Annotated in this window: 19 protein-coding genes; 12 read left to right on the top strand and 7 right to left on the bottom strand. The window is 72.9% G+C overall.

What is annotated here, in order from left to right; genetic code table 11:
* Positions 1-250: 250 nt before the first annotated feature.
* A complete protein-coding gene (gene pcrA / locus OG852_RS19380; RefSeq protein ID WP_330348540.1) occupies positions 251-2,740 on the top strand; it encodes a DNA helicase PcrA in 2,490 nt (829 codons plus the stop codon).
* A gap of 70 nt (positions 2,741-2,810) precedes the next feature.
* Here the strand turns inward: pcrA and OG852_RS19375 are convergent, their stop codons facing one another.
* Both OG852_RS19375 and OG852_RS19370 read right to left on the bottom strand, forming a co-directional pair.
* A complete protein-coding gene (locus OG852_RS19375) occupies positions 2,811-4,364 on the bottom strand; it encodes a M23 family metallopeptidase (protein WP_133912848.1) in 1,554 nt (517 codons plus the stop codon).
* A 188-nt stretch (positions 4,365-4,552) separates the two neighbouring features.
* Positions 4,553-5,461: an esterase/lipase family protein gene (locus OG852_RS19370; protein ID WP_133912847.1), complete on the bottom strand. Its 909-nt coding sequence runs from the start codon at positions 5,459-5,461 to the stop codon at positions 4,553-4,555.
* A gap of 351 nt (positions 5,462-5,812) precedes the next feature.
* Here OG852_RS19370 and OG852_RS19365 point away from each other — a divergent pair, with 351 nt between their 5' ends.
* Positions 5,813-6,229, top strand: coding sequence for a cobalamin B12-binding domain-containing protein (locus OG852_RS19365; RefSeq protein WP_133912846.1), 417 nt, complete (start codon positions 5,813-5,815; stop codon positions 6,227-6,229).
* Between the two features lie 39 nt (positions 6,230-6,268).
* On the opposite strand, the gene OG852_RS19360 is transcribed toward OG852_RS19365, so the two are convergent.
* Together OG852_RS19360 and OG852_RS19355 are read right to left on the bottom strand one after the other, a co-directional pair.
* A complete protein-coding gene (locus OG852_RS19360; protein ID WP_330348539.1) occupies positions 6,269-7,885 on the bottom strand; it encodes a DUF5691 domain-containing protein in 1,617 nt (538 codons plus the stop codon).
* 20 nt (positions 7,886-7,905) lie between these two features.
* Positions 7,906-9,261, bottom strand: a complete 1,356-nt coding sequence (locus OG852_RS19355; RefSeq protein WP_330348538.1) for an SWIM zinc finger family protein — start codon at positions 9,259-9,261, stop codon at positions 7,906-7,908.
* A 157-nt stretch (positions 9,262-9,418) separates the two neighbouring features.
* On the opposite strand from OG852_RS19355, the gene OG852_RS19350 reads away from it, so the two are divergent.
* The 7 genes from OG852_RS19350 to sucD all read left to right on the top strand — a co-directional run bounded on the left by OG852_RS19350 (position 9,419) and on the right by sucD (position 19,016).
* On the top strand, positions 9,419-10,549 hold the full coding sequence (locus OG852_RS19350) for an ATP-binding protein (protein WP_330348537.1): 1,131 nt from the start codon (positions 9,419-9,421) through the stop codon (positions 10,547-10,549).
* Between the two features lie 300 nt (positions 10,550-10,849).
* Positions 10,850-13,489 carry a DUF5682 family protein gene (locus OG852_RS19345; protein WP_330348536.1) on the top strand — a complete coding sequence of 880 codons (2,640 nt, stop codon included), beginning with the start codon at positions 10,850-10,852 and terminating at the stop codon, positions 13,487-13,489.
* Positions 13,486-14,649 (top strand): vWA domain-containing protein, encoded by a 1,164-nt coding sequence (locus tag OG852_RS19340; RefSeq protein WP_133912842.1) that lies wholly within the window; start codon positions 13,486-13,488, stop codon positions 14,647-14,649. The genes OG852_RS19345 and OG852_RS19340 overlap by 4 nt, the downstream gene beginning before the upstream one ends.
* A gap of 294 nt (positions 14,650-14,943) precedes the next feature.
* The gene (locus OG852_RS19335) at positions 14,944-15,816 is read left to right on the top strand and encodes a hypothetical protein (RefSeq protein ID WP_330348535.1); all 873 of its coding nucleotides are present in this window, start codon (positions 14,944-14,946) and stop codon (positions 15,814-15,816) included.
* A gap of 143 nt (positions 15,817-15,959) precedes the next feature.
* Positions 15,960-16,484: a hypothetical protein gene (locus tag OG852_RS19330; RefSeq protein ID WP_330348534.1), complete on the top strand. Its 525-nt coding sequence runs from the start codon at positions 15,960-15,962 to the stop codon at positions 16,482-16,484.
* A 447-nt stretch (positions 16,485-16,931) separates the two neighbouring features.
* Positions 16,932-18,110, top strand: a complete 1,179-nt coding sequence (gene sucC / locus OG852_RS19325; protein ID WP_133912839.1) for an ADP-forming succinate--CoA ligase subunit beta — start codon at positions 16,932-16,934, stop codon at positions 18,108-18,110.
* A gap of 21 nt (positions 18,111-18,131) precedes the next feature.
* A complete protein-coding gene (sucD, locus tag OG852_RS19320) occupies positions 18,132-19,016 on the top strand; it encodes a succinate--CoA ligase subunit alpha (RefSeq protein ID WP_133912838.1) in 885 nt (294 codons plus the stop codon).
* Between the two features lie 84 nt (positions 19,017-19,100).
* On the opposite strand, the gene OG852_RS19315 is transcribed toward sucD, so the two are convergent.
* Positions 19,101-19,979 carry an RNA polymerase subunit sigma-70 gene (locus tag OG852_RS19315; RefSeq protein ID WP_330348533.1) on the bottom strand — a complete coding sequence of 293 codons (879 nt, stop codon included), beginning with the start codon at positions 19,977-19,979 and terminating at the stop codon, positions 19,101-19,103.
* A gap of 123 nt (positions 19,980-20,102) precedes the next feature.
* Here OG852_RS19315 and OG852_RS19310 point away from each other — a divergent pair, with 123 nt between their 5' ends.
* A complete protein-coding gene (locus tag OG852_RS19310) occupies positions 20,103-21,665 on the top strand; it encodes a cell division protein PerM (RefSeq protein WP_443064543.1) in 1,563 nt (520 codons plus the stop codon).
* Positions 21,666-21,825: 160 nt separating this feature from the next.
* On the opposite strand, the gene OG852_RS19305 is transcribed toward OG852_RS19310, so the two are convergent.
* A complete protein-coding gene (locus OG852_RS19305; RefSeq protein ID WP_330348532.1) occupies positions 21,826-22,680 on the bottom strand; it encodes a hypothetical protein in 855 nt (284 codons plus the stop codon).
* A 321-nt stretch (positions 22,681-23,001) separates the two neighbouring features.
* Here OG852_RS19305 and purN point away from each other — a divergent pair, with 321 nt between their 5' ends.
* The gene (gene purN, locus OG852_RS19300; RefSeq protein ID WP_133912836.1) at positions 23,002-23,634 is read left to right on the top strand and encodes a phosphoribosylglycinamide formyltransferase; all 633 of its coding nucleotides are present in this window, start codon (positions 23,002-23,004) and stop codon (positions 23,632-23,634) included.
* Positions 23,631-25,208, top strand: a complete 1,578-nt coding sequence (gene purH / locus OG852_RS19295; protein ID WP_133912835.1) for a bifunctional phosphoribosylaminoimidazolecarboxamide formyltransferase/IMP cyclohydrolase — start codon at positions 23,631-23,633, stop codon at positions 25,206-25,208. Before purN ends, purH begins: the two co-directional genes overlap by 4 nt.
* Before the next feature lie 72 nt (positions 25,209-25,280).
* On the opposite strand, the gene OG852_RS19290 is transcribed toward purH, so the two are convergent.
* Positions 25,281-25,901, bottom strand: a complete 621-nt coding sequence (locus OG852_RS19290) for a hypothetical protein (protein ID WP_133912834.1) — start codon at positions 25,899-25,901, stop codon at positions 25,281-25,283.
* Between the last annotated feature and the right edge of the window lie 210 nt (positions 25,902-26,111).

The following is a 26,111-nucleotide window of genomic DNA, read 5'->3' as shown; positions in this document are numbered from 1 at the left end:
GACTCGGCGGAGGCCCTGCGGCCCGGCGAGGTTCGCCGGTGGGGATCCGTGGGGCCTGCCCGGCACGGTAGCCAACTCGTGTGGCTCCTGTGAAGGTTGATGGGCGATATGCCCGATACGTTTTCGTTACCTTGCGCAAAGCCGGGACATGGGGTCACGTGCTGTGATATCGCCGCGCCGGAAGGTGAGGGCGGGGATGTTCGGGGGACGGCCACGCGTTGTCAGTGGGGCGCCCTAGACTCGGAGAGCGATGAGCAGCCTCTTTGACGACAGCTTCCTGGCGAACCTCCAGGCCCCCGCCGGCCATGACGAGGAACCCCCGCCGCCGCCCGAGGACGATCACGTTCCGGAGCCGCTTCCGGACGATCTGTTCGGCGGGAAGTTCGACGTGCCCCCGGACCGGGACAGGTACTACCGCGACGGCGTCCCCCGCCCCGCCATCGACGCGGCCGCCCTCCTGGAGGGGCTCAACGACAACCAGCGCGCGGCCGTCGTCCACGCCGGCACCCCCCTGCTCATCGTCGCCGGCGCCGGCTCCGGCAAGACCCGCGTGCTCACCCACCGCATCGCCCACCTCCTCGCCGAGCGCGGTGTCCACCCGGGCCAGATCCTCGCGATCACCTTCACCAACAAGGCCGCGGGCGAGATGAAGGAGCGCGTCGAGCAGCTCGTCGGCCCGCGCGCGAACGCGATGTGGGTCATGACCTTCCACAGCGCGTGCGTGCGCATCCTGCGCCGCGAGAGCAAGAAGCTCGGCTTCACGTCGTCGTTCTCGATCTACGACGCCGCCGACTCCAAGCGGCTGATGGCCCTGGTCTGCCGCGATCTGGACCTCGACCCCAAGCGCTACCCGCCGAAGTCCTTCAGCGCCAAGATCAGCAACCTGAAGAACGAGCTGATCGACGAGGAGGACTTCGCCGCCCAGGCCGCCGACGGCTTCGAGAAGACCCTCGCCCAGGCCTACGCGATGTACCAGTCCCGGCTGCGCGAGGCGAACGCCCTCGACTTCGACGACCTGATCATGACGACGGTCAACCTGCTGCGTGCCTTCCCCGACGTCGCCGAGCACTACCGCCGTCGCTTCCGGCATGTCCTCGTCGACGAGTACCAGGACACCAACCACGCCCAGTACGCCCTGGTCCGGGAGCTGGTCGGCACGTCCGAGCACCCGGTCGACGTACCCCCCAGCGAGTACGACGTGCCGCCCGCCGAGCTGTGTGTCGTGGGTGACGCCGACCAGTCGATCTACGCCTTCCGGGGGGCGACGATCCGCAACATCCTCCAGTTCGAGGAGGACTACCCGGACGCGAACACGATCCTGCTCGAGCAGAACTACCGCTCCACACAGACGATCCTGTCCGCCGCCAACGCGGTCATCGAGCGCAACGAGTCCCGGCGTCCCAAGAACCTGTGGACCAACGCGGGCGCGGGCGCGCGCATCACCGGCTATGTCGCCGACACTGAGCACGACGAGGCGCAGTTCGTCGCCGACGAGATAGACCGACTCACCGACGCGGGCGACTCCAAGGCCGGTGACGTCGCGGTCTTCTACCGCACCAACGCCCAGTCCCGTGTCTTCGAAGAGGTCTTCATCCGCGTCGGCCTGCCCTACAAGGTCGTCGGCGGCGTCCGCTTCTACGAGCGCAAGGAGGTCCGGGACGTCCTGGCCTACCTGCGTGTCCTCGCCAACCCGGAGGACTCGGTCCCGCTGCGCCGCATCCTCAACGTCCCCAAGCGCGGCATCGGCGACCGCGCCGAGGCGATGATCGACGCCCTGTCCCAGCGGGAGAAGATCAGCTTCCCGCAGGCGCTCAAGCGGGTCGACGAGGCGTACGGCATGGCCGCGCGGTCGACCAACGCCGTGAAGCGGTTCAACGTGCTCATGGAGGAGCTCCGGACGATCGTCGAGTCCGGCGCGGGCCCCGCCACCATTCTGGAGGCCGTGCTCGAACGCACGGGCTACCTCGCCGAGTTGCAGGCCTCCACCGACCCGCAGGACGAGACCCGAATCGAGAACCTCCAGGAACTCGCCGCCGTGGCCCTGGAGTTCGAGCAGGAGTCCGGTGAGGGCGAGACGGCCGGCTCCCTCGCCGACTTCCTGGAGCGGGTCGCCCTCGTCGCCGACTCCGACCAGATCCCCGACGAGGACGAGGAGGGCTCGGGCGTCATCACCCTGATGACCCTGCACACCGCCAAGGGGCTGGAGTTCCCGGTCGTCTTCCTCACCGGCATGGAGGACGGCGTGTTCCCGCACATGCGCGCCCTCGGTCAGACCAAGGAGCTGGAGGAGGAGCGCCGACTGGCCTACGTCGGCATCACACGCGCGCGGGAGCGGCTCTACCTCACGCGGTCCTCGATGCGCAGCGCCTGGGGGCAGCCGTCGTACAACCCGCCCTCACGGTTCCTTGAGGAGATCCCGGCGACCCATGTGGACTGGAAGCGGACGGGGGCGACGGCGCCCGTGTCCTCCGGTCCGGTCTCCGGCGTGGCGGCTTCCCTGTCCTCGTCCCGCTCGCGCTCCTCGGCCGCGGGCGCCTCGGGCTTCGCGACCCGCCGGGGCGCGGCGGAGAAGCCGGTGGTCGCCCTGGCCGTCGGTGACCGTGTCACCCACGACCAGTTCGGGCTCGGCACGGTCGTGGGAGTGAAGGGCACGGGGTCCAACGCGGAGGCGACCATCGACTTCGGCGACAGCAAGCCCAAGCGGCTGCTGCTGCGGTACGCGCCGGTCGAGAAGCTGTAGGCAGCCGCGCGGCGCACATGAGTGAGCCCCCGCTGCCACAGCGGGGGCTGCCGTCAAGGCGGCGGGAGTGCTACGTGGGGTCCAGCCCGTGGCTGCGCAGCCACGGCAGCGGGTCTATCGCCGAACCGCCGGCCGGCCGGACCTCGAAGTGCAGGTGCGGGCCGGTGGAGTTGCCGGAGTTCCCCGAGTACGCGATCGGGTCGCCGGCCTTCACCGTCGTACCGGAGGCGACGCGGTAGCTGGAGAGGTGGCAGTACCAGGTCTCCGTGCCGTCCTTCGCCGTCACGATCATCATGTTGCCGTAGGCGCTGTTCCACTGCGTCCGTACGGTGCCGTCGGTCGCCGCCATCACGGTGGTGCCGTAGGAGACGGGGAAGTCGATACCGGTGTGCTGGGACATCCAGTTGACGCCGGCCTGGCCGAAGTAGGCGCTGAGCCCGCGCTGGGCGACCGGGAGGGCGTACTTGGGGCGCAGCCGCTCCTTGCGGGCCGCCTCCGCGGCCGCCTTCTTCTTCTCGGCCTCCTGCTGGGCCTTGAGGTCGATGCGCTCCTGCGTCCGGCTGGCCCGGTCGGCGAAGTCGTCGGCCTCGGCGCTGAGGGTCTCGAGCTGGGAGTCCAGCTTGTTGTTGGCGGCGGACGGCTTCACGGCCTGCGCGTCCGAGGCGGAGGCGGAGGTGGTGGTGTCCTTGTCGTCCCCGCCGGTCAGGGTGCCGACGGAGGCGGCGGCGATCCCGGCGACCCCCATCACACATGCCGAGGGCACGGCCACGGTCAGCAGCGCGGAGCGCTTCGCGGGCGGACGGCGGCGGGAACGGCTCGCGTTGCGCGCGGCGGCGCGGGTGGCGGGCGCCGGCGTCGTCTCCTCCTGGTCGTCCAGGAGGGGGTGCTCGGAGACGGCGGGCAGCTCACCGGTGGCGGACAACCCGCCGCCCGCGCCCTGTTCGTCGTGACCGACGGTCTCGAAGGTGGCGGTGGCCTGCTGGTCGAAGGGGACCTCGGCAGGCTGCTCGCACTCGTCGGAGGCGGTGCCGGTCTCACCGCTGTCGGAGTTCCACTGCGTGGCGTCGTAGGCGCCGGTGTCGAAGGTCTGGGTGCCCCATTCCCAGTGCTGGGTCTGGTCGGCGGGGTTGCCGGACTGGTCCGGCCGCAGCCAGGCGCCGGCGTCCCACTGGGCGCCGGTGTCGGGTCCGGAGGCCTGCGGCGGGACGAGCGGGAGCTGCTGGTGGCCGGTGGTCCAGCCGGTCGTGTCGTACACGCCCGAGTCGTAGGCGGCGTGGTGCTGGGCCGCGTACGGGTCGTAGTTCAGCGTGTGGTGGCCGCCCGTGTCGTGGAGCTGGTGGCTGCCGGTGTCGACCGTGGTGGGGTGGCCGGTGGTCCACTGCCCGGTGCCGTAGGTGCTGTCGGCGGTGCCCGTGCCCATGCTCGTCGCATCGCCGGGGTAGCCGCCGAAGAGGGGGTCGGCCGTGAAGTGGCCGGTGTCGTGGGCGGCGGTGTCGTAGCCGGTGTACGAGGTGAACCCGTCGTACGGGGCTTCCTGGGTGCCGTACGACGCGTAGGGCGCGGAGTCGGCGTCGGAAGCCGGAGCCGGGGTGGTCATGGTCCCCGACGGGTGACGGTCGTTCACCAACTTCTCTCTCGCCTCGACAACAGGGGCTGCCAGAGCAGTGCGGCGACTGTACCCGTCGGTATGCGGGCACGACAATCTTCCGCAAGTTTCGTGCTCGCGGGAAAGGGGCAATCGGCCGTGTTTCGGGGGACGACGGGCGCGGGTTTGGCTTTATGTTCGAAGGGTGTTCGAGGGCTGGTGGGGTGTCAGGCCACCGTGAGGCCGTCGGCGGGTGCGTCCATGGCCGTCTCCGGGGTGTCCAGGGCCTGCCGTATGCCGGTCGCGACCGCCGGGTGGACGGGCAGGGCGAGATGGCCGATTCCCGTCACCTGCACATTCAGCGCCCTCAGGTCGGGGTGGTCGATCCGGGCCGTCTCCAGCGGGTCCATCAGGTGGTCGAGGTCGCTCCAGAAGCTCACGAAGTGCGTACGGCAGCCGGGCGCGGGCCGGGACAGCTCCTCGATGACCTCCGAGCCGGGGCGCATCTGGCGCACGATCGGGTGCGCGTTCGCCAGGGGCACCACCTTGGTGCCCGCGTGCGGGGTGCCGAGCGTGACGAGGGTGCGGACCCGGACGTCACCGCCGAGCCGCTGCACGTAGTAGCGGGCGATCAGACCGCCCAGGCTGTGCCCGACGACATCGACCCGGCTGCTGCCGGTGCGCTCGCATATCTCCTCTATGTGCCGCCCGAGCAGTTCGGCCGCGGTGCGGATGTCGCAGGTCAGAGGGGAGTAGTTCAGCGACTCCACGCGGTGCCTGCCGTGCTGGGCGAGGCTGCGGCGCAGCAGGACGAAGACCGAGCGGTTGTCGATGAAACCGTGCAGCAGGACGACCGGGAGCGGGGCCGGTGTGGGGAGCTGGGTGGGGCACTCGGTGCCATTTTCGTTCGACGTGCCGTTTTCCGCCGGCGGGAGGGCGGGGCGGCGGCGCTCCTGGGCGATGCCGGAGGGGTAGAGCAGGAGATGCGCGGCGAGGATCGCGAGGTCCAGGACGGTGGCCTTCAGCAGGGCCGTGGAGAGTCCCGCCAGCCGGCCCGGGATGTACGGAAGGGGCGGAAGGTCCGGCAGCCGCCGGTAGAGCGGAAGAAAGGGCTGCAGCACCCTGGTGACCTGCATCGCCGACCTCCTGTCGGCACACGCCGAGGACGTCTCTGTCCCCCGTGTGCCCTCATGGTAGTCGCGGCGGAGGTGATCGGCTGCCGGGCGGGCGGCAGGGGCCTTGGCCCGTGTGCCCGTCGCGCCTCCACCGATGCGCCGTACCGCCGCGGCGCGCGTCCTGCGGCGCGGCGGTACGGCGACCTCGTTTGCGGCTCCCGTTACTGTCCCATCGTGTGATTTCCCCGTTGGTCCATGCCATGAAACGGCCGGTTGCGGGATGCTGGCGATAACGTTCGTTCACTCCCCGGGTGTGTGGCACGGGGTGTCGGGGCCGTCGAGAGCGGGCGACGTCGCTTCAGGGAGGCAGTCATGGGTGTGGCATCGGGTGCGATCCGGGTCGTGGTGGCCAAGCCGGGCCTCGACGGTCACGACCGCGGCGCCAAGGTGATCGCCCGCGCGCTGCGCGACGCCGGCATGGAGGTCGTCTACACCGGGCTCCACCAGACCCCGGAGCAGATCGTCGACACCGCGATCCAGGAGGACGCCGACGCGATCGGGCTGTCCATCCTGTCCGGGGCGCACAACACCCTCTTCGCCGCGGTGATCGACCTGCTCCGGGAGCAGGACGCGGCGGACATCCTCGTCTTCGGCGGGGGGATCATCCCCGAGGCGGACATCGCCCCACTGAAGGAGAGGGGCGTCGCGGAGATCTTCACCCCCGGGGCGACCACGGCGTCGATCGTGGAGTGGGTCCGCGAGAACGTGGGTCAGCCGACCGGGTCCTAGCCACCTGGGGCGGCGGTCCGGGGCGCACACGCGTCATGCTCATGGCGGCGCGTCTCCCAGCTCCTGTGCCATCACCGCCCTCAGCCGCAGCGTCGTCCCCAGTCGCTGGAACGCCTCCGCCCAGTAGCCCCCGGCTCCGGGCGACGCGTCCTCCGGTTCGTCGGGTACGGCCAGGAGGGCGTCCAGCCGCGACGCCTCCGACGGGTCCAGACAGCGTTCGGCGAGGCCCATCACACCGCTGAAGCTCCACGGATAACTCCCCGCGTCCCGCGCGATGTTGAGGGCGTCGACGACCGCCCGGCCGAGCGGCGCGGCCCAGGGCACCGCGCACACGCCGAGCAGCTGGAACGCCTCCGACAGCCCATGGGCCGCGATGAACCCGGCGACCCACTCCGCCCGTTCGCCCACCGGCAGGGTGCTCAGCAGCTTCGCCCGCTCGGCCAGGGAGACCGCACCCGGCCCGCCCGCCCCCGGTGAGGACGGCCGTCCCAGCAACGCCCGTGACCAGGCCGCGTCCCGCTGCCGTACGGCGGCCCGGCACCAGGCCGCGTGCAGTTCGCCCAGCCAGTCGTCGTCCACCGGAAGCGCGACGATCTGCTCCGGCGTACGCCCGCCCAGTCGCGCCGGCCAGGCGCCGAGCGGGGCCGCCTCCACCAACTGGCCGAGCCACCACGACCGTTCCCCGCGGCCGACCGGTGCCCTGGAGGCGACGCCGTCGCGCTCCATGCCCGCGTCGCACTCATGGGGCGCCTTTACGACGAGGGTCGGCGTGTCGCCGGTGTGGTCGACGGCCACGCACGCCCCGGCCCGCACCGCCATCCGCGCGGCGAGCGCCGAACCCGGCAGCGCCGACAGCAACTCGGCCGCCGTCGCCCGCACATTGCGGCTGCGGTCGGCCAACGCGGCCTCCAGGAACGGCTCGTCACGCTCCCCGAGGCCGGTGCGCAGCGAGTCGAGGAACATCAGACGGTCCTCCGCGCGCTCCGTCGGCCAGGTCGACTCCAGCAGCGCCCGCGCCGTGTCGGGGGCGCGTGAGCGCAGGGACGCGAGGAGGGCGACGCGCTCGGCGAACAGGCCCTCCTGCCAGAGCTTTTCGACCCTCCCGCTCTCCTCGGGGCCCGGCAGCGAGGCGTCCCCGCCCGGCGCGGCGCGCAGCACGAAACGCCACTCCGGGTTCAGCCGGGCCAGCCACAGGGCGCGCGGGCCCGCGAACCGCAGCGCAGGCGCCCGCAGGTCCGTACGCCCGCGTGCCGCGTCGAGCAGCGCGGGCAGGGCCTCGGCGGGCGGGGCGAACCCGCGCGCGTTCGCCGCCGCCAGCCACTGCGGCAGCAGCTCCATGAGGTCCGGTGCCGTGCCCCTGCGGCCGGTTCCGCCGGTGCCGGGGCGGTCGGCGAGCAGCAGCGCGAGTCTGCGGGCCGCCGGGGCGGGCAACGTGGGGCGCGGATCGGCGGGCGCCGGTTCCGGACGGGGTGCGGCGCGGCCCGGACGCAGCCCGGCACGGCGTCGTACGGTCTCGGCGGCCGCCGCGTCCAGCAGGGCGGCCGGTGCCGTCCGGCCGGGGGCGGCACCGGGGGGCGTACGCCGGTCCGTGCCCAGGAGAGCCGCGGTGACCAGTTCGTCCCAGCTGGGGGCGGGACTCGTGGGTGTCGTGCGCATGGGGGTCCCCTCCGTCTCCGTCACAGGTGGACCGCCTCTCCCGGGCCGGACGGCCAGGCGGTCAGGGGGGTGAAACCCCGGTGGCCGCACTCGCCGAACACCTTCACGGGGGCGCCGCCGGAGAGGGCGACCAGGCGCCACAGACCGGGGCGCGCCGCAGCCGTGGCGGTGAGCGGCAGGGCCGTGTCGCCGTCGACGTCGGCCAGTTGCCAGGAGGTGCCGTCCGGGGTCGGTATGACGTCGTCCAGGGTCACCGGGACGGACTCCTGCCAGGGGTCGTCGCGCAGCGACGCGCCGTAGAGTGCGGCCGCCTCGGTCGTGGTCATACCGGGTGGGCGGGCCGTGGTAGGTGCGGGGGGCGCGAACCGTTCGCCCAGGGCGGCGCGTCGCCGTCCGGCGTCCGGGTAGGCGGACAGCTCCGCGTCCAGGGCGAGGCCGACCGGCAGGGCCAGGTCGGGGGCGCGGCCGGCGGCGCCGTAGGACAGGACGAGGGCGGTGCGGCCCGAGGCGATGCCGTGCAGCCAGATGCGGCGCGTCGTCAGTCTCGGGTCCGGCGTGTCGGTCTGGGCGAGGACCAGCCAGTGGTCGCGCAGCGGCGGGCCGGCCGGGCGGGCGGTCAGGCCGACACGGGAGCGCACCGTGGCCGCCAGGGCCTCCGGGAGCCGCTCGCGGTGCAGCCACCCCCGGTCGAGCAGGTGGAGCAGGGCGCACTCCTCCAGCAGCCGCACCGGCCAGTCGGGGCCGGAACCCGGGATCGCCCCCAACTCCCGGACCCGCGCCGCCAGTCCGGGGGCCTGGGCGTCGACCATGCGGGCCGCCGTCTCCTCCCACCCCTCATGGCCCGCCTGCTCGGCCGAGGCGAGGCCGGAGCGCAGGAGGTCGGCCAGGCGCCGCTCCAGCTCCGTCGCGCCCGCGGTGATCCGCTCGGCGCGCCGCTCCGCCCTGCGGCGCGCCGCCTCCGGATCGGCCACGCCGGAACGGGGACCCGCCGGGTCCGCCTCCCCTTTCTCCCGCGCCCGCCCGCGCCGCCCCGCGATCCACTGCTCGGCCCAGTCCGGCGCCGGCCCCACCGGAACGACCTCCTCCCCGGCCGACCGGAGCAGCAGCCCGCGCACGTGCTCGCACGGGGACGTGCGGCTCGGGCAGGTGCAGTCGTACGCCGGGCCATGGGCGGCGGGCGGCCCCGCCGGGTCGACGACCGTGCGGTACGACGCGCCGTCGCCGCCGCACACCCCCCACACCGCCCCCTCCCGCGAGCGGCCCGCACCCGACCAGGCGCCGGCCGCGCCGAGTTTGCTGCCCGCTTTGCGTGACGCGGAGTCAGGCGCCGGGGCCGGCGCCTGCTCCGTGGTCCGGCGCACCTCCTGCTGAGTCATGCCACCGACGGTAGATCCCCCCACTGACAATCGGCCGCGCACGTCTCCGCCGCACCCCTGCTCCGCGGCGTTTCCGCAGGTCGGAACGCATTGTCAGTGGTGTGGTGCACGGTGGACACCAGACCCGAACCGGCCGAGCTGGAGGGGGACCTCAGCCATGTCCGTGTCCGCAGACCCGACGTTCACGAAACCCGGTCCGACGCAGCCCACGGAGGCGTTGCGGCCGCACGCCGAACACGCCTTCGCCGATGAACTCACCGCGCTCGCCGCCCAGGACGACCGCCCACGCCCGGCCCGCTGGAAGCTGTCGCCGTGGGCCGTCGCCACCTACCTCCTCGGCGGCACCCTGCCCGACGGCACCGCGATCACCCCGAAGTACGTGGGCCCGCGCCGCATCGTCGAGGTGGCCGTCAGCACGCTCGCCACCGACCGCGCCCTGCTGCTGCTCGGCGTGCCCGGCACCGCCAAGACCTGGGTCTCCGAGCATCTGGCCGCGGCGGTCAGCGGCGACTCGACCCTGCTCGTGCAGGGCACGGCGGGCACCCCGGAGGAGGCGATCCGCTACGGCTGGAACTACGCGCAGCTCCTGGCGCACGGCCCGAGCCCGGACGCCCTCGTCCCCAGCCCCGTCATGCGCGCCATGGCGGACGGCACGACGGTCCGCGTCGAGGAATTGACTCGCGTCCCGGCCGACGTTCAGGACACACTCATCACCATCCTGTCGGAGAAGACGCTGCCGATTCCTGAACTGGGGCAGGAGGTTCAGGCGGTCCGCGGCTTCAACCTGATCGCCACTGCCAACGATCGGGACCGCGGGGTCAACGAACTGTCCAGCGCTCTGCGCCGCCGCTTCAACACGGTGGTGCTGCCGCTGCCCGCGAGTGTCGACGCCGAGGTCGACATCGTGGCGCGGCGTGTCGACCAGATCGGCCGCTCCCTCGAGCTGCCGGCCGTGCCGCACGGGGTCGACGAGATCCGCCGCGTGGTGACCGTCTTCCGCGAACTGCGCGACGGCATCACCGCCGACGGCCGTACCAAGCTGAAGTCTCCCACCGGCACGTTGTCCACGGCCGAAGCCATCTCCGTCGTCACCAGCGGTCTCGCCCTGGCCGCGCACTTCGGCGACGGCGTGCTGCGGCCCGACGACCTGGCCGCGGGAATCCTCGGCGCGGTCGTCCGCGATCCGGCCGCCGACCGGGTCGTCTGGCAGGAGTACCTGGAGACGGTGCTCCGCGAACGCGACGGCTGGAGCGACTTCTACCGCGCCTGCAGGGAGGTGAGTGCGTGAACCGGAACGACAAGGACTCGAGATGGCCGCTGCTGCGACCGGCACCGAAGGGGGGTGAGGACATGAACCACAGGAACGAGGACAAGGACTCGCGCTGGCCGCGTGCGTGAGGACGTCCGCAGGAATGCCTTGCGCGGGAGCGACGTCCGCGGGAGCGACACACGCAGCGACGACGTGAGACGCGACGACGTACGACGCATCGACGTATGACGCGACGACGTATGACGCGACGACGTACGACGCGACGACGTACGACGCGGGACGTACGCAGCGACACGGACGGGATGACGGGGGGAAGCGATGACGGGGATCCACGAGAGCGGCCGGCCGGCCGTTGACGCGCGCCGGCCGCTGCTGCTCGGCGTGCGGCATCACGGACCCGGATCGGCGCGGGCGGTGCGGGCGGCGCTGGAGGCCGCCCGGCCCCGGACCGTGCTGATCGAAGGGCCGCCCGAGGCCGACCCGCTGATCCCCCTCGCCGCCGGGCGGGCGATGCGGCCGCCGGTCGCGCTGCTCGCCCACGCCGTCGACGAGCCGGGACGCTCCGCGTTCTGGCCGATGGCCGAGTTCTCTCCCGAGTGGGTGGCGCTGCGCTGGGCGCTGGAGCGGGGCGTTCCGGCCCGCTTCATCGACCTCCCCGCCACCCACACCCTGGCCTGGGACGGCCGGGCGGACGAGGGCGGAGGACGGGCCGCGGAGGAACACGGCGGCGCGCCGGGCGACGGCGTACGCGTCGATCCGCTCGGCGCGCTCGCCGAGGCCGCCGGGTACGACGACGCCGAACGCTGGTGGGAGGACGTCGTCGAACACCGGGGCGCGGGCGGACACGACCCGCTCGCGCCCTTCGCCGCCGTCGAGGAGGCCATGACGGCGGTGCGGGAGACGTACGAGGGCGCGGAGGAGACCCGGGAGCTCGCGCGGGAGGCCTACATGCGGCTCCAAGTGCGGGCGGCGCAAAAGGAGTTCGGTGACGACGGGGTGGCCGTGGTGTGCGGGGCCTGGCATGTGCCGGCCCTGCGCCGGAAGGCCGCCGTCGCCGACGACCGGGCTCTGCTGAAGGGGCTCGCCAAGGTCAGGGCCGAGCTGACCTGGGTGCCGTGGACCCACCGCAGGCTGGCACGGGACGGGGGATACGGGGCGGGGATCGACTCGCCCGGCTGGTACGCGCATCTGTTCGGTGCGCCGGACCGGCCGGTCGAGCGATGGCTGACCAAGGTGGCCGGGCTGCTCCGCGCGGAGGACCGGATCGTGTCCCCGGCGCATGTCATCGAGGCGGTCCGGCTGGCCGGGACGCTCGCCGCCCTGCGCGGTCGGCCGCTGCCCGGCCTGAGCGAGACCACCGACGCGGTACGGGCCGTGCTGTGCGACGGGTCGGACGTGCCCCTGGCGCTGGTGCGGGACCGGCTGATGATCGGGGACGTGCTGGGGGAGGTGCCGGCCGGTGCGCCGGCGGTGCCGCTCCAGCGCGACCTCGACCGGGCGCAGCGCCGGCTGCGGCTCAAGCCGGAGGCGGCCGAGCGGGAGATGGAGCTCGATCTGCGCAAGGAGACCGACGCCGGGCGCAGCAGACTGCTGCACCGGCTGCGGCTGCTGGGCGTGGAGTGGGGCGAGCCGGCCGTCTCGCGCGGCGGTACGGGGACCTTCCGGGAGACCTGGCGACTGCGCTGGGAACCGGAGCTGTCCGTGCGGGTCGCCGAGGCCGGGGTGTGGGGGACGACCGTCCGCGCCGCGGCGACCGCGAGGACGGAGGCGGACGCCGTCACCGCGAGGGGCCTCGCCGAGGTGACCGCCCTCGCCGAGCGCTGTCTGCTGGCCGGGCTTCCCGACGCGCTGCCCACCGTGATGCGGGTCCTCAGCGACCGGGCGGCGCTCGACACCGACGTCGGCCATCTCGCCCAGGCCCTGCCCGCGCTGGTCCGCTCCCTGCGCTACGGCGACGTACGCGGGACCGACACCGGTGCGCTGACGGAGGTCGCCGAGGGCCTCGCCGAGCGCGTCTTCGTCGGTCTGCCGCCGGCCTGCACCGGCCTGGACGCGGACGCGGCGGAGGAGATGCGGCGCCATGTGGACGCGGTGCACGGGGCGGTGGGGTTGCTGGAGGAGACGGCGGGGCTGCGGGGGGCTGCCGTTGCGGATTCCGACCCGGCCGGGACACCGCAGGTCGGCGGAGCCGCCTCCGCGGGCGACGGGAAGGCGGACGGCGGCGGGCAGTTGCGGGCGCGCTGGTGGGGGGTGTTGCGCAGGCTGGCGGGGCGGGATCGGGTCGCGGGCGTCGTCCGGGGCCGGGTGGTGCGCCTGTTGCTGGACGGCGGGGAGGTCGGTCAGGAGGAGGCGGCCCGGCTCATGGGGCTCGCCCTGTCGCCCGGGACGCCGCCCGGAGAGGCGGCCGCGTGGATCGAGGGCTTCGTCGGCGGCGGATCCGGGGGCGGGCTGCTGCTCGTGCACGACGAGCGGTTGCTGGGGCTGGTCGACGGATGGCTCACCCGGGTGCCGGCGGAGGCGTTCACGGATGTGCTGCCGCTGCTGCGGCGGACGTTCTCGGCGTATGAGCCGGGGGTGCGCAGAACGCTCGGCGAGTTGGTGCGGCGGGGGCCGGGGGAGCGGGTGAGTGCGGTGGTGGGGCCGGGGGCGGGAGTGCCCGGGTTCGCCTCCGAGCTCGATACCGGGCGGGCCGACGCGGTCCTGCCGGTGGTGCGGCTGCTGCTGGGACTGGGGGGCGACTCCGGTGCGAACTCAGGGGGCCCCGAAAACACCGGGGGCAGCGAACGCACCGAAGGCACCGAGGACACCGCAGGCACCGGAGGCACCGAAGGCACCGTGGACACCGGGGGCACCGCGCGCACCGAAGGCACCGCAGGCACCGAGGACACCGAAGGAACCGAAGGCACCGACGACACCGAAGGCACCGAGGACAACGACCTTGCGGGGGTGGTGGGATGACCGTCGATTCGATCGGTCCGGGGCAGGAGCGGCTGCGGCGGTGGCGGCTGGTGCTCGGTGGGGACGCGGCGGACGGTACCGGGCAGGAGCTGTCCGGGCGGGACGCGGCGATGGACGGGGCGCTCAGCGCGCTCTACGGGAAGACGGAGCGCCCGGCGGCGGGAAGGGACCGTTCGGCGGGGCTCGGGGCGTCGGCGCCGTCCGTGGCGCGGTGGCTCGGCGACATCCGGACGTACTTCCCCACCTCCGTCGTCCAGGTGATGCAGCGTGACGCCATCGACCGGCTCGGGCTGTCGACGCTGCTGCTGGAGCCGGAGATGCTCGAGGCGGTCGAGGCCGACGTCCATCTCGTCGGCACACTGCTCTCGCTCGGCAAGGCGATGCCGGAGACGGTGAAGGAGACGGCTCGGGCCGTCGTGCGCAAGGTGGTGGCGGACCTGGAGAAGCGGCTCGCCACGCGGACCCGGGCCACCCTCACCGGTGCCCTCGACCGCAGCGCCCGTGTCCACCGGCCACGCCATCACGACATCGACTGGAACCGCACGATCGCCGCCAACCTCAGGCACTACCTGCCCGAACACGGCACGGTCGTGCCGGAGCGGCTGGTCGGACACGGGCGGGCGGCGCGGTCCCTGAAGAAGGAGGTCGTCCTCTGCGTCGACCAGTCGGGGTCGATGGCGGCCTCCGTCGTCCACGCCGCCGTCTTCGGGGCGGTGCTCGCCTCGATGCGGTCGATCGACACCCGGCTCGTCGTGTTCGACACCGCGGTCGTCGATCTCACCGACCAACTGGCCGACCCCGTCGACGTCCTCTTCGGCACCCGGCTCGGCGGCGGTACGGACATCAACCGGGCGCTCGCGTACTGCCAGTCGCACATCACGCGGCCCGCCGAGACGGTCGTCGTCCTCATCAGCGATCTCTACGAGGGCGGCATACGCGACGAGATGCTGAAGCGGGTCGCGGCGATGAAGGGGGCGGGAGTGCAGTTCGTGGCCCTCCTGGCACTCTCGGACGAGGGGGCTCCGGCCTACGACCGGGAGCACGCGGCCGCGCTCGCGGCCCTCGGTGTGCCGGCGTTCGCCTGCACACCGGATCTGTTCCCGGAAGTGATGGCGGCGGCGCTCGAGAAGCGGCCGCTTCCCGTCCCGGACACCGTGTGACATCCGCGCCGTCCGCTCCGCGCCGTCCCCTCCCTGTCGTCACATCCGTGTCGTCCGCTCCGCGCCGTCCCCTCCCTGTCGTCACATCCGTGTCGTCCGCTCCGCGCCGTCCCCTCCCTGCCGTCACATCCGTGTCGTCCCCTCCGCGCCGCCTCCTCCGTGTCGTCACACCCCCATCGCCAAAAGGGACATGGATGACATGCGGGCACATCGGTACCCCGGCGGTTGGGTCGGCACGGGATTCGCGTGCAAGGATCGGTGGCACGTTCCGTCGCACGGGAGGATCCTCCCTTCTTGACCTCGCCCGCCCTTGTGCCCGGTGCCGCTCTGCGTGTTCTGCGTGAGGCGGCCGGGCGGCGTGTGCTCCAACTGGCGCTGCTGGTGGGCGGGTTGCTCGCGTTCGGCCTGCTGTGCGGGGGTCAGGCGCAGGCGGCGGAGGGAACGCCGTCGGTCGTGACGGACCTGACGTCCCAGGTGTCGCGGACGGCTTCGGCCGTGACGACCCCTCCCGCTTCCACGTCTGCGCCGTCCTCGCCTCTCGTGGTGGACGCCGACCGGGTGCTGCGTCCCGTGCGTGAGGTCGTGACGACGGTGACCGGGCAGGTGGCGCGGGTCGCCGCGGAACTGCCCCTCCCGTCGGTGCCGGAGCTGCCGGCTCTGCCCGACCTCGGCGATGCGACGGATCTGCCGGACGTCTCCGAGCCGCCCGCGCTTCCGGTGCAGACCCTGCCGGTGCAGCCCCTTCCGGTGCCGGTCACGCAGGCGCCCGTGCCGGACGCCCCGGTGCCTTCGACGCCTCACGAGGACCGCTCCCGGCACGCTTCCCCGGGGCACGAGGCGGCCCACGCGGCCACGGTGTCGTACCGTCCCGTGGTGCCCGCCCCCGCCCCCGTCCTCGGTGGGGTGGCCGGCCGGAGCGCGGCGTCGCACAGCCCGGTGCCCGTGCGCGCCGGCCAGGTCCCCGCGCCCCGCGCGCCCGGCGGTGTGCCCAGCGGTCTGCTGAGCGGTGCGTCCGCGCTCGGCGGCGGGGCCTCGCGGCACGGCGACACGCACGCCGTGACGGCCTCGTACGCGGTGCCGGTGCCGCTGGTGTCCGGCGGTGCCGTGCGGTCGGGCGCGGCCGAGACCCGCGACAGGTACCGGGACGTTCCGGTCTTCCCCGGCTAGGACGGGGCAGCCCCTTCCCTCGCTGCAGACCTGCCGCGCGGGGGTGGAACAGGTCTGCCCACCCGCCGGAGCTCCCTCTCCGGCGCCGGAACGTCCCCCAGCCTTCCGAAGGCTCGGACCCTCTCAAAGGATCTGACGCACGCATGAACGACGCACGCATGAACAACGACATTCGCCGTTCCCCCGTGACAGCCCCCCGCACCGGCGCCGGCTGGGCGTTCGGCGCCGTCACGGACACCGTCGCCAACCCGGCCGACGGCACCGCCACCGTCACCCACATCCGCTCCAAGGCCGCGGCCAGGGCGCGCAACGGAGCCGCCCGGGTCATCCAGGGCGCCAGGGCCGCCCGCGCGGAGAAGGCCCTGCGCGCCGCGACGAAGACCGAGCCCGGGGCCGCGACGGGAGCCGGGGCCGCGACGGGAGCCGACGCGGGCGGGCTCGCCGCACCCGGGGCGGCCGTGCACGGGGTGGTGCCGGTCGCCGGTCGGGCCGTCGTGGACGCGCACGGGCCGGCGTACGGCGTGGTCGGCGACGCACGGCCGTACACCGACGGGGGCCTCGGCGCGGCGGAGCCGTGCACGCACGGCCTGATCCGGCGGACGGACGATCCGGCACACGGCACCGAGATCGAGATCGCCCCCTTCGCGGCCGGCCCCCACCCCGTCTGATCGCTCGGCGCCCGAGCGCCCTGCGCCTCCCCGGCGCATCCATGGTCTTCGTGAGGTCGTCGGCCCGGACGGACGAAAGCCGTCGGACTGTTCGGGTGGCGTCCCGCGGAGGGGGGTGAGGGGTCCCCATTGGGGTGGGGACCGCTCGCCCCGAGCCCCTGTAAGGGCTGGTCAAGGGGCCTCACCGGGTCAACCCCAACCCGGTGAGGCCCCGCACGCGCGACACTGCGTGTCAGTGAGTGCGGCATCGTGTGACAGGTATCACCGCTTGGGTGTGACCCTCGATTTAGGGCCTCCCCGCAAGCGGCGATAACCTGCGAGACGGACATGCCGCGCGCTCGGACACCGTGTGCGCTTCCCCTGTGACCCATGCGGACGTCACGTTGCCCTTCGCGGCACGCCCACGCATCCAACGAACCGCTAGATCACTGATAGGGACGGAAGCGCGTGGACCTGTTCGAGTACCAGGCGAGGGACCTCTTCGCCAAGCACGATGTACCGGTGCTGGCCGGTGAAGTCATCGACACGCCTGAGGCGGCCCGCGCAGCCACCGAGCGCCTCGGTGGCAAGTCTGTCGTCAAGGCCCAGGTGAAGGTCGGCGGCCGTGGCAAGGCCGGTGGCGTGAAGCTCGCCGCCACCGCCGACGAGGCCGTGGAGCACGCCACCAACATCCTCGGCATGGACATCAAGGGCCACACGGTCCACAAGGTGATGATCGCCGAGACCGCGCCCGAGATCGTGGAGGAGTACTACGTCTCCTTCCTCCTCGACCGTGCCAACCGCACCTTCCTCTCCATCGCGTCCGTCGAGGGCGGCATGGAGATCGAGGAGGTGGCGGCCACCCGTCCGGAGGCCGTCGCCAAGACGCCGATCGACGCCAACGAGGGTGTCACCGAGGAGAAGGCCCGCGAGATCGTCGCGGCCGCCAAGTTCCCGGCCGAGGTCGCGGACAAGGTCGTGAACGTCCTGGTCAAGCTGTGGGACACCTTCATCAAGGAGGACGCCCTCCTGGTCGAGGTCAACCCGCTGGCCAAGGTCGCCTCCGGTGACGTCATCGCCCTGGACGGCAAGGTCTCCCTGGACGAGAACGCCGAGTTCCGTCAGCCGGAGCACGAGGCCCTCCAGGACAAGGCGTCGGCCAACCCGCTCGAGGCCGCCGCCAAGGAGAAGAACCTCAACTACGTCAAGCTCGACGGCGAGGTCGGCATCATCGGCAACGGCGCGGGTCTCGTCATGAGCACCCTCGACGTCGTCGCGTACGCCGGTGAGAACCACGGTGGCGTCAAGCCCGCCAACTTCCTCGACATCGGCGGCGGCGCCTCCGCGGCCGTCATGGCCAACGGTCTCGAGATCATCCTCGGCGACCCGGACGTCAAGTCGGTCTTCGTCAACGTCTTCGGCGGCATCACCGCGTGCGACGAGGTCGCCAACGGCATCGTGCAGGCGCTGAAGCTCCTGGAGGACCGCGGCGAGGACGTCACCAAGCCGCTCGTCGTGCGTCTGGACGGCAACAACGCCGAGCTGGGTCGTCAGATCCTCTCCGACGCCAACCACCCGCTGGTCCAGCGCGTGGACACCATGGACGGCGCGGCCGACAAGGCCGCCGAGCTCGCGGCCGCGAAGTAAGGGACGAGGGACACCACAGCCATGGCTATCTTCCTCAACAAGGACAGCAAGGTCATCGTCCAGGGCATGACCGGTGCCACGGGCATGAAGCACACCAAGCTCATGCTGGCCGACGGCACGAACATCGTCGGCGGCGTGAACCCCCGCAAGGCCGGCACGTCCGTCGACATCGACGGCAACGACATCCCGGTCTTCGGCACGGTCGCCGAGGCGATCGAGAAGACGGGCGCCAACGTCTCCGTCCTCTTCGTGCCGCCGGCCTTCGCGAAGGCCGCCGTCGTCGAGGCGATCGACGCCGAGATCCCCCTCGCGGTCGTCATCACCGAGGGCATCGCCGTCCACGACTCGGCCGCGTTCTACGCGTACGCCGTGTCCAAGGGCAACAAGACCCGCATCATCGGCCCGAACTGCCCGGGTCTGATCACCCCGGGTCAGTCGAACGCCGGCATCATCCCGGGCGACATCACCAAGCCGGGCCGTATCGGCCTGGTCTCGAAGTCCGGCACGCTGACGTACCAGATGATGTACGAGCTGCGTGACATCGGCTTCTCGTCGGCGGTGGGCATCGGTGGCGACCCCGTCATCGGCACGACCCACATCGACGCGCTCGCCGCGTTCGAGGCCGACCCCGACACCGACCTGATCGTGATGATCGGTGAGATCGGTGGCGACGCCGAGGAGCGCGCCGCGGCCTTCATCAAGGAGAACGTGAAGAAGCCGGTCGTCGGCTACGTCGCGGGCTTCACCGCGCCCGAGGGCAAGACCATGGGCCACGCGGGCGCCATCGTCTCCGGCTCCTCCGGTACCGCCGCCGCGAAGAAGGAGGCCCTCGAGGCCGCCGGCGTCAAGGTCGGCAAGACGCCGACCGAGACGGCGAAGCTGGCGCGCGAGATCCTCGCGGGCTGAACGGCTTCTCGTTTCCCGCGTTGATGGGCCCGTTCCCGGGTGGGGACGGGCCCATCGGCGTGCCGGGAGGTCGTCACCGGGTCGTCACCGGGTCTCCGGCAGCAGCTTCTCGGGGCCGCTCGCGGGGTTCGAGCGGAGCTTCCTGCGCAGGGCCGTCTGCTTCTTCGACAGGGCGCCCGGGGCCGCTTCCGGGGGGACTCCCCGGACGGTCTTGCCCGGGGGGACCGGGGGGTCGTAGCGGGTGGGGGCCGTGCGGAGGGTCAGGGCGGTCGCGCCGATGATGGCGACCGTGAAGGCGATCGCCGCCCGGGTCCAGAAGCGGGCGCGGCGTTCGCTGCCCGCGCGGACGGCCGTGGGACGGGCCGCGCGCAGGCGTTCCGCGGAGGCCACCTCGGCGAGACGCGTGTGCAGCGCGGCGGGGTCGGCGAGCTGGGGCAGGGCCGCGGCGAGGGCCTCTCGCGCGTGCAGCAGGCGGTGCGCGGTCGCCGGTGTGCTCGCCTCCGTCTCCGCCGCCGTCTCCGGCAGGTCGAGGCCGACACCGTCGTAGAGCAGGAGCGTACGGCGGTACGACGGCGGAAGCGTCAGGAGTACGGCGAGCAGGGCGCGGTCGGCCGCGTCGGCGGGCGGGGGTTCGGGGTGCCGGAAGCGGGGGCGGAACCGGTGCCAGGGGGAGAGCGCGTACTCGTGCGCGGCGGCCCGCACCCAGCTCGCCGGATCGCGGTCGACGGCCACCTCGGGCCAGCGCTGCCAGGCGAGTTGGAAGGCCTGTTCGACCGACTCGCGGGCGAGTTCGCGGCGGCCGCAGAGGAGGTAGGTCTGCCGTACGAGGGCGGGGGCGCAGAACGCGTACAGCGTGTCGAAGGCCTGAGCGGGTGTCAGGCGGGTGCGGACGGTGGAGCGGTGGGGTTCGGGGCGCTGTCCGGTCCCGGCGGGGGTGCCGGGCGGGGGCGTCGGGTTCTTCACGCGTACGCCTCCGGCGTGCGGCGGTGCCGGGAGCTGCTTCGTACGAAAAAGAACATAACCGTATATTGAGTGACACGGCGAGGGTTCGCCTGTTACGCCGGTAAAGCGCGTGTCGTTGGGAGCATGGCGAGTGTGACGCCGCCTTCGCTCTCCCGCCTGTCCCGCCCCTCCTTTCTCTCCTCTCGCTCGTCCCTCTCCTCCCCCTCCTCCCTCTCCTTCCGTATGCGGGACCGCTCGCCGGGGCTCGTGGCCTCCGTGTTCGGTGGGGTGCTGGCCGCCGGGCTGGGGCTCGGGGTGTTCGCGGTGCTGGTGATGGTGCTGTGGATCAGTTCGCCGTATCCGGACAGCGGGCCCGGTGGGGCGCTGCATGTGGCCGCCGCGTTGTGGCTGTTGGCGCACGGGGCGGAGCTGGTGCGCGTCGACACGTTGTCCGGGGTGCCGGCGCCGGTCGGGGTCACGCCGTTGCTGCTGCTCGTGCTGCCGGTGTGGCTGCTGCACCGGGCCGCACGGGATGCGGTGGAGGGGGCGGAGGGAGGTGCTCCGGTCGGTGCCCGTACGGCCTGGGTGGGGGTCGTCGCGGGGTATCTCGGGGTGGGGGCGGGGGTGGCCTGGTATGCGGCCGGGGGTGTGCTGCGGCCCTCGTGGATGGGGACAGTGTGGGTGCCGGCGGTGGCCGTGGCGGCGGCGGGGGTGGGGGTGTGGTCGGCGGGCGGGCGTCCTCGTGAGGAGCTCGCGCGGATGGTGCCCGGGTGGGTGGGGAGGGGGCTGTCCGGTGGGGGTGCGAGTGCGGTGGTCGGGCGGGCCGTGGGGGCGGGGGCCGGGACCCTGGTGGGGGGCGGGGCGGTGGTGGTGGCGGTGTCGTCGGTGTGGCACGCCGGGGCGGCTCGGGTGGCGTTTCTGCAGCTCACGGAGGGGTGGTCGGGGCGGTTCGCGGTGTTGCTGCTGTGTCTGGCGCTGGTGCCGAACGCGGCGGTGTGGGGGGCGGCGTATGCGGTGGGGCCGGGGTTCGTGCTGGGGGTGGGGCATGTGGTGACGCCGTTGGGGTCGGATCCGGCGCCGTTGCTGCCGCCGTTTCCGCTGTTGGCGGCGGTGCCGGGGGCGGGGGCGGGGACGGTGTGGAACTGGGCGGCCGGGGTGGTGCCGGTGGTGGCCGGGGTGGTGGTGGGGGTGTGCGTGGGGGGTGCGGCCGCAGGGTCCGGTGGGGGTGTGGCGGTGGCGCCGGTCGAGGCGTGGTCGCGGTGGCGGACCGTGAGGGGTGTGGTGGCCGCGGGGGTGGGGTGCGCGGTGGTGGCGGGGGTGCTTGCCTGGGTGGCCGGTGGGCCGCTGGGGGTTGGGGTGATGGCTCGGTTCGGGCCGGTGGGGTGGCAGGTGGGGGGTGCGGTGGTGGTGTGGGTGGTGGCGGTGGGGGTGCCGGTGGGGATGTGGGTGCGGAGGTGGAGGGGGCGGGGGGTCGGGGAGTTCTCTTGGACGGGGGTGGGCGTGGCCGTGGGCGCGGGGACAGTGGAGGTGCCGGAGTCGCGGGATGACGGCGAGCCCTATGACTTCGACGCCGTGGAGGCGGTGGGCCTGGCGGAGGAAGGGGAGGTGGCGGTGGCGCCGGGGGAGCCGGGGTGGCATGGGGAGGAGGCTCGGGAGGTGCGGTGGGCTGCGTTGCGGGAGGTCGCGGGTGACGGGGAGCCTGGCTGAGCCCCGGCTCTTCTCGCCTCCGCCGCCCCTGCCCTTCCCCTCCCCCAGGGGCTCCGCCCCTTCGACCCCGCCCTGGGGCTCCGCCCCCTGGACCCCCGGTCGGCCCCGAAAGGGCCTCGTCCTCAAACGCCGGACGGGCGGAAACACACCCGTCGGTGGTCTAGGTGTTCGCTCCCAGGATGTTCTTCAGTTCCTTGGGGAGGAGGTCGTTGCACGATTGTCTGGCCTCGTTGGTGAGGGCGTCCTTGGTGCAGGTGTAGTAGTCGCGGTAGACGAGCTGCGCGGTGAAGGTGACCGCGACCAGGGCGAGGGCCAGGGACGCGGTGACCAGGCCGCTGATGGCCGCCGTCGTCTGGGGGCGGGACGTGGGGGCCGCCGGGGTGTCCGGGCTGGGCGTGGGGGGCTTGGTGCGCAGGGCGCTGATGCCCCAGTTCAGGGCGAGCGCGCCGAGGAGCAGGGCCACGTACGGCCAGCCGAAGAGGGCGAAGAAGAAGGCCCACATGCCGCACAGCAGGGCGTAGCGTGCCCGGCGCTGGGCGGGGTCCGTGGGGTCCCAGCGGGGGTTGGGGGTGGGGTTCGGGCCCTCGGGGCCGCCCCCGGGACGCTCACCGAAGCCGCCGCCGGGCGCGCGGCCGGGCTGCTGGTCGCTCCAGTGGCCGCCCCAGGGGGAGTGACCGCCGGGCGGTGTGCCGCCCCCGCCGTCGCCCGGGCCTCCGCCGTTCCACGGCCCGCCGTTGCCGGGGCCTGTGCCGTTGCCCTGGCCGTCGTCCGGGCCCTGGCCGCCGCCGTTCGGTGGGCCCCAGGGGGCCGGGGTGTCGCCGCCGGACGCCGGGTGGCGGGGGTGCCAGGGGCGGTCGGGGGTGCCCTCGGCGGGTGGGGCGAAGGGGTTGTCCTCGTCGCCCCGCGGTTCGTCCGACTCGGGAGGCGATGACGGGCGCTCGCGCAGCAGGGCGCCGCGCTCTCCCGGCACGGGCTGCGGGGGGAGCGGGTGGAGTCGCAGGCTGCGGTCCGGCATCAAGTGAGCGTCTTCCCCTAGGTGATACGGCGGTCCAGCTTCGGCATGAGTCGAGCTCTCGGAGAGGGAACGCACCGCGCGGACACCGCGTTCCCGTTCCCGCTCCTCTTCCCGCTCCTCGCAGACGCTACCTTCCGGCCACGCCCCCGTCCCGTGGGGGCCGCCTGGTGTGCCGGTATCGTTGCTGACGGTCGGCTGCTTCGTAGGCTTCCCCGTATCCAGGGACGCGATGCATTCGTACGAACGTACAAGTTCACACGTTCGCGCGTTCGCATGTCGCCGCCGGCCTCGCGCAGTCGCCTCCCGAGAAAGGGCTCCCCCGTGGCCGCCAAGCCGTCCGTGGCCAAGCGCCTCGTCGTGCTGGTCTCCGGATCCGGTACGAATCTGCAGGCACTCCTCGACGAGATCGCCGCCACCGGCGCCGAGGCCTACGGGGCCGAGATCGTCGCCGTGGGGGCCGACCGGGACGGGATCGAGGGGCTGGCCCGCGCCGAGCGGGCCGGCATCCCCACCTTCGTGCGGAAGGTCAAGGACTACGGGAGCCGGGAGGAGTGGGACGCCGCCCTCGCCGAGGCCGTCGCCGCCCACGAGCCCGACCTCGTCGTCTCCGCCGGGTTCATGAAGATCGTGGGCAAGGAGTTCCTGGCCCGCTACGGGGGGCGGTTCGTCAACACGCACCCCGCGCTGCTGCCCAGTTTCCCCGGGGCGCACGGGGTGCGGGACGCGCTGGCGTACGGGGCCCGGGTCACGGGCTGCACCGTCCACTTCGTCGACGACGGTGTCGACACCGGACCCATCATCGCCCAGGGCGTGGTCGAGGTCCGCAACGAGGACGACGAGAGCGCTCTGCACGAGCGCATCAAGGAAGTCGAGCGAAGGCTGCTCGTCGAGGTCGTGGGGCGGCTCGCCCGCAACGGCTATCGCATTGAGGGACGAAAGGTAGTTATCCAGTGACCGCCCAGACCGCAGAGAGCAGCTCCCAGCGGGCGATCCGGCGCGCGCTCGTCAGCGTGTACGACAAGACCGGGCTCGAGGAGCTCGCCCGTGGGCTGCACGAGGCCGGCGTCGAGCTGGTCTCGACCGGGTCCACCGCCTCCCGTATCGCCGCCACCGGCGTCCCCGTCACCAAGGTCGAGGAGCTCACCGGCTTCCCCGAGTGCCTGGACGGTCGCGTCAAGACCCTGCACCCCAAGGTCCACGCGGGGATCCTCGCCGACCTGCGCCTCGACAGCCACCGTGAGCAGCTCACCGAGCTCGGCGTCGAGCCGTTCGACCTGGTCGTCGTCAACCTCTACCCGTTCCGTGAGACCGTCGCCTCCGGGGCCTCCGACGACGAGTGCGTCGAGCAGATCGACATCGGCGGCCCGTCGATGGTCCGGGCGGCCGCGAAGAACCATCCGTCCGTCGCCGTCGTCACCAGCCCGGCCCGCTACGGCGACGTCCTCGCCGCCGTGCAGAGCGGCGGCTTCGACCTCGCCGCCCGCAAGCGCCTCGCCGCCGAGGCCTTCCAGCACACCGCCGCCTACGACGTCGCGGTCGCCTCCTGGTTCGCCTCCTCCTACGCCCCCGTCGACGAGTCGCGCTTCCCCGACTTCCTCGGCGCCACCTGGGAGCGTCAGAGCACCCTGCGCTACGGCGAGAACCCGCACCAGCCCGCCGCGCTCTACACCGACGGCAGCGGCACCGGCCTCGCGCAGGCCGAGCAGCTCCACGGCAAGGAGATGTCGTACAACAACTACACGGACACGGACGCCGCGCACCGTGCCGCGTACGACCACGCCGAGCCGGCCGTCGCGATCATCAAGCACGCCAACCCGTGCGGCATCGCGACCGGTGCCGATGTCGCCGAGGCACACCGCAAGGCGCACGCCTGCGACCCGCTGTCGGCCTTCGGCGGGGTCATCGCCGTCAACCGGCCCGTCAGCAAGGAGATGGCCGAGCAGGTCGCGGAGATCTTCACCGAGGTCATCGTCGCGCCCGACTACGAGGAGGGGGCCCTGGAGGCCCTCACCAAGAAGAAGAACATCCGGGTGCTGAAGGCGCCGAACGGTCCGTCCAGCACCGTCGAGCTCAAGCCCATCGGCGGCGGCGCGCTGCTGCAGGTCGCCGACCGTCTCCAGGCCGACGGCGACGACCCGGCACACTGGACCCTGGCGACCGGTGAGGCCCTCAGCCCCGAGGAGCTGGGCGAACTCGCCTTCGCCTGGAAGGCGTGCCGGGCCGTGAAGTCCAACGCGATCCTGCTGGCCAAGGACGGCGCCTCGGTCGGTGTCGGCATGGGCCAGGTCAACCGGGTCGACTCCTGCAAGCTCGCCGTGGAGCGGGCCGGCGAGGAGCGGGCGCGCGGTTCCTACGTCGCCTCGGACGCGTTCTTCCCCTTCCCGGACAACATCGACGTCCTGGCCGCCGCCGGCGTCAAAGCCATCGTGCAGCCGGGTGGTTCGGTCCGCGACGAGCTGGTGGTCGAGGCCGCGCAGAAGGCGGGCATCACCATGTACTTCACCGGGACGCGGCACTTCTTCCACTGAGGGGCCGTACGGCGAGGAGGGCGGTCCGGCGCGATGCCGGGCCGCCCTCCGGCGTCCGTGCGGTAACCCGGTTCAGTGGCGCGGGCGGTTGAACCAGGCGCCGCCCCTGATCATGGCGACGAGGATGGTGATGCCGAAGGCGAGCGAGATGATGCCGCCGAGGGCGCCCGAGGCCGCCGTCTCCGACAGGCCGCGCCCGATGTTGACGAGGCTGCCGAGGATCATCAGCGAGGCGTAGACCATCGTCCCGATACGGATGCCGCCGCGGCCGTTGCGCATCTTCACGCCCAGGAAGACCGACAGGCTGCCGAGGGCCAGCATCAGCACCGCGATCCCGGCGACCACCCCGGCCACCAGACCCGTGTCGCCGTCCGAACTGCCCGCCGCCGCGATGAGGATGCCGAAGATCACGGCGGCCAGGAACTGGAAGCCGGCGAGGATGAACAGCAGCACCCGGGCGGTCTGGACGATCCCCGGCATCTGCATCGGCATCTGCATGGGGTAGCCGTAGCCCTGCGGGACCGGCGGCGCCTGCGGGTAGCCGTAGCCGGGCTGGCCCTGGGGAGCGGTCGGGTAGCCGTAGCCGGGCTGCTGCGGGGAGGGGTAGGAGGGGTAGCCGGGCTGCTGCGGCGGCTGTCCGGGCTGCGGCTGCTGGGGCGGGCCGTAGGGGTTGTTCGGGTCGCCGAAACTCATGGCGTGTCTTCCTCCGTCGACGGTCGAGTGCGGGGACGACGGGCGGCGCACTGCGGAGGAAGATCAGAGATGCGGTGCGTCCCCCCGGTACTGCCCGCGGCACTGTGGCGTCAATCGTTCTGCAATGGCCGGTTTCTTGTCCAGTTCCTTATGCGGCTTCCTTGTGTGGCTTCCTCGTGCGGCTTCGTCGTGCGGCTTCCCCGTGCGGCG

Source organism: Streptomyces sp. NBC_00582, assembly GCF_036345155.1.
GTDB lineage: Bacteria > Actinomycetota > Actinomycetes > Streptomycetales > Streptomycetaceae > Streptomyces.
The sequence above is the reverse complement of the archived record's forward strand: the minus strand, read 5'-3'. Positions and strand labels throughout refer to the sequence as shown.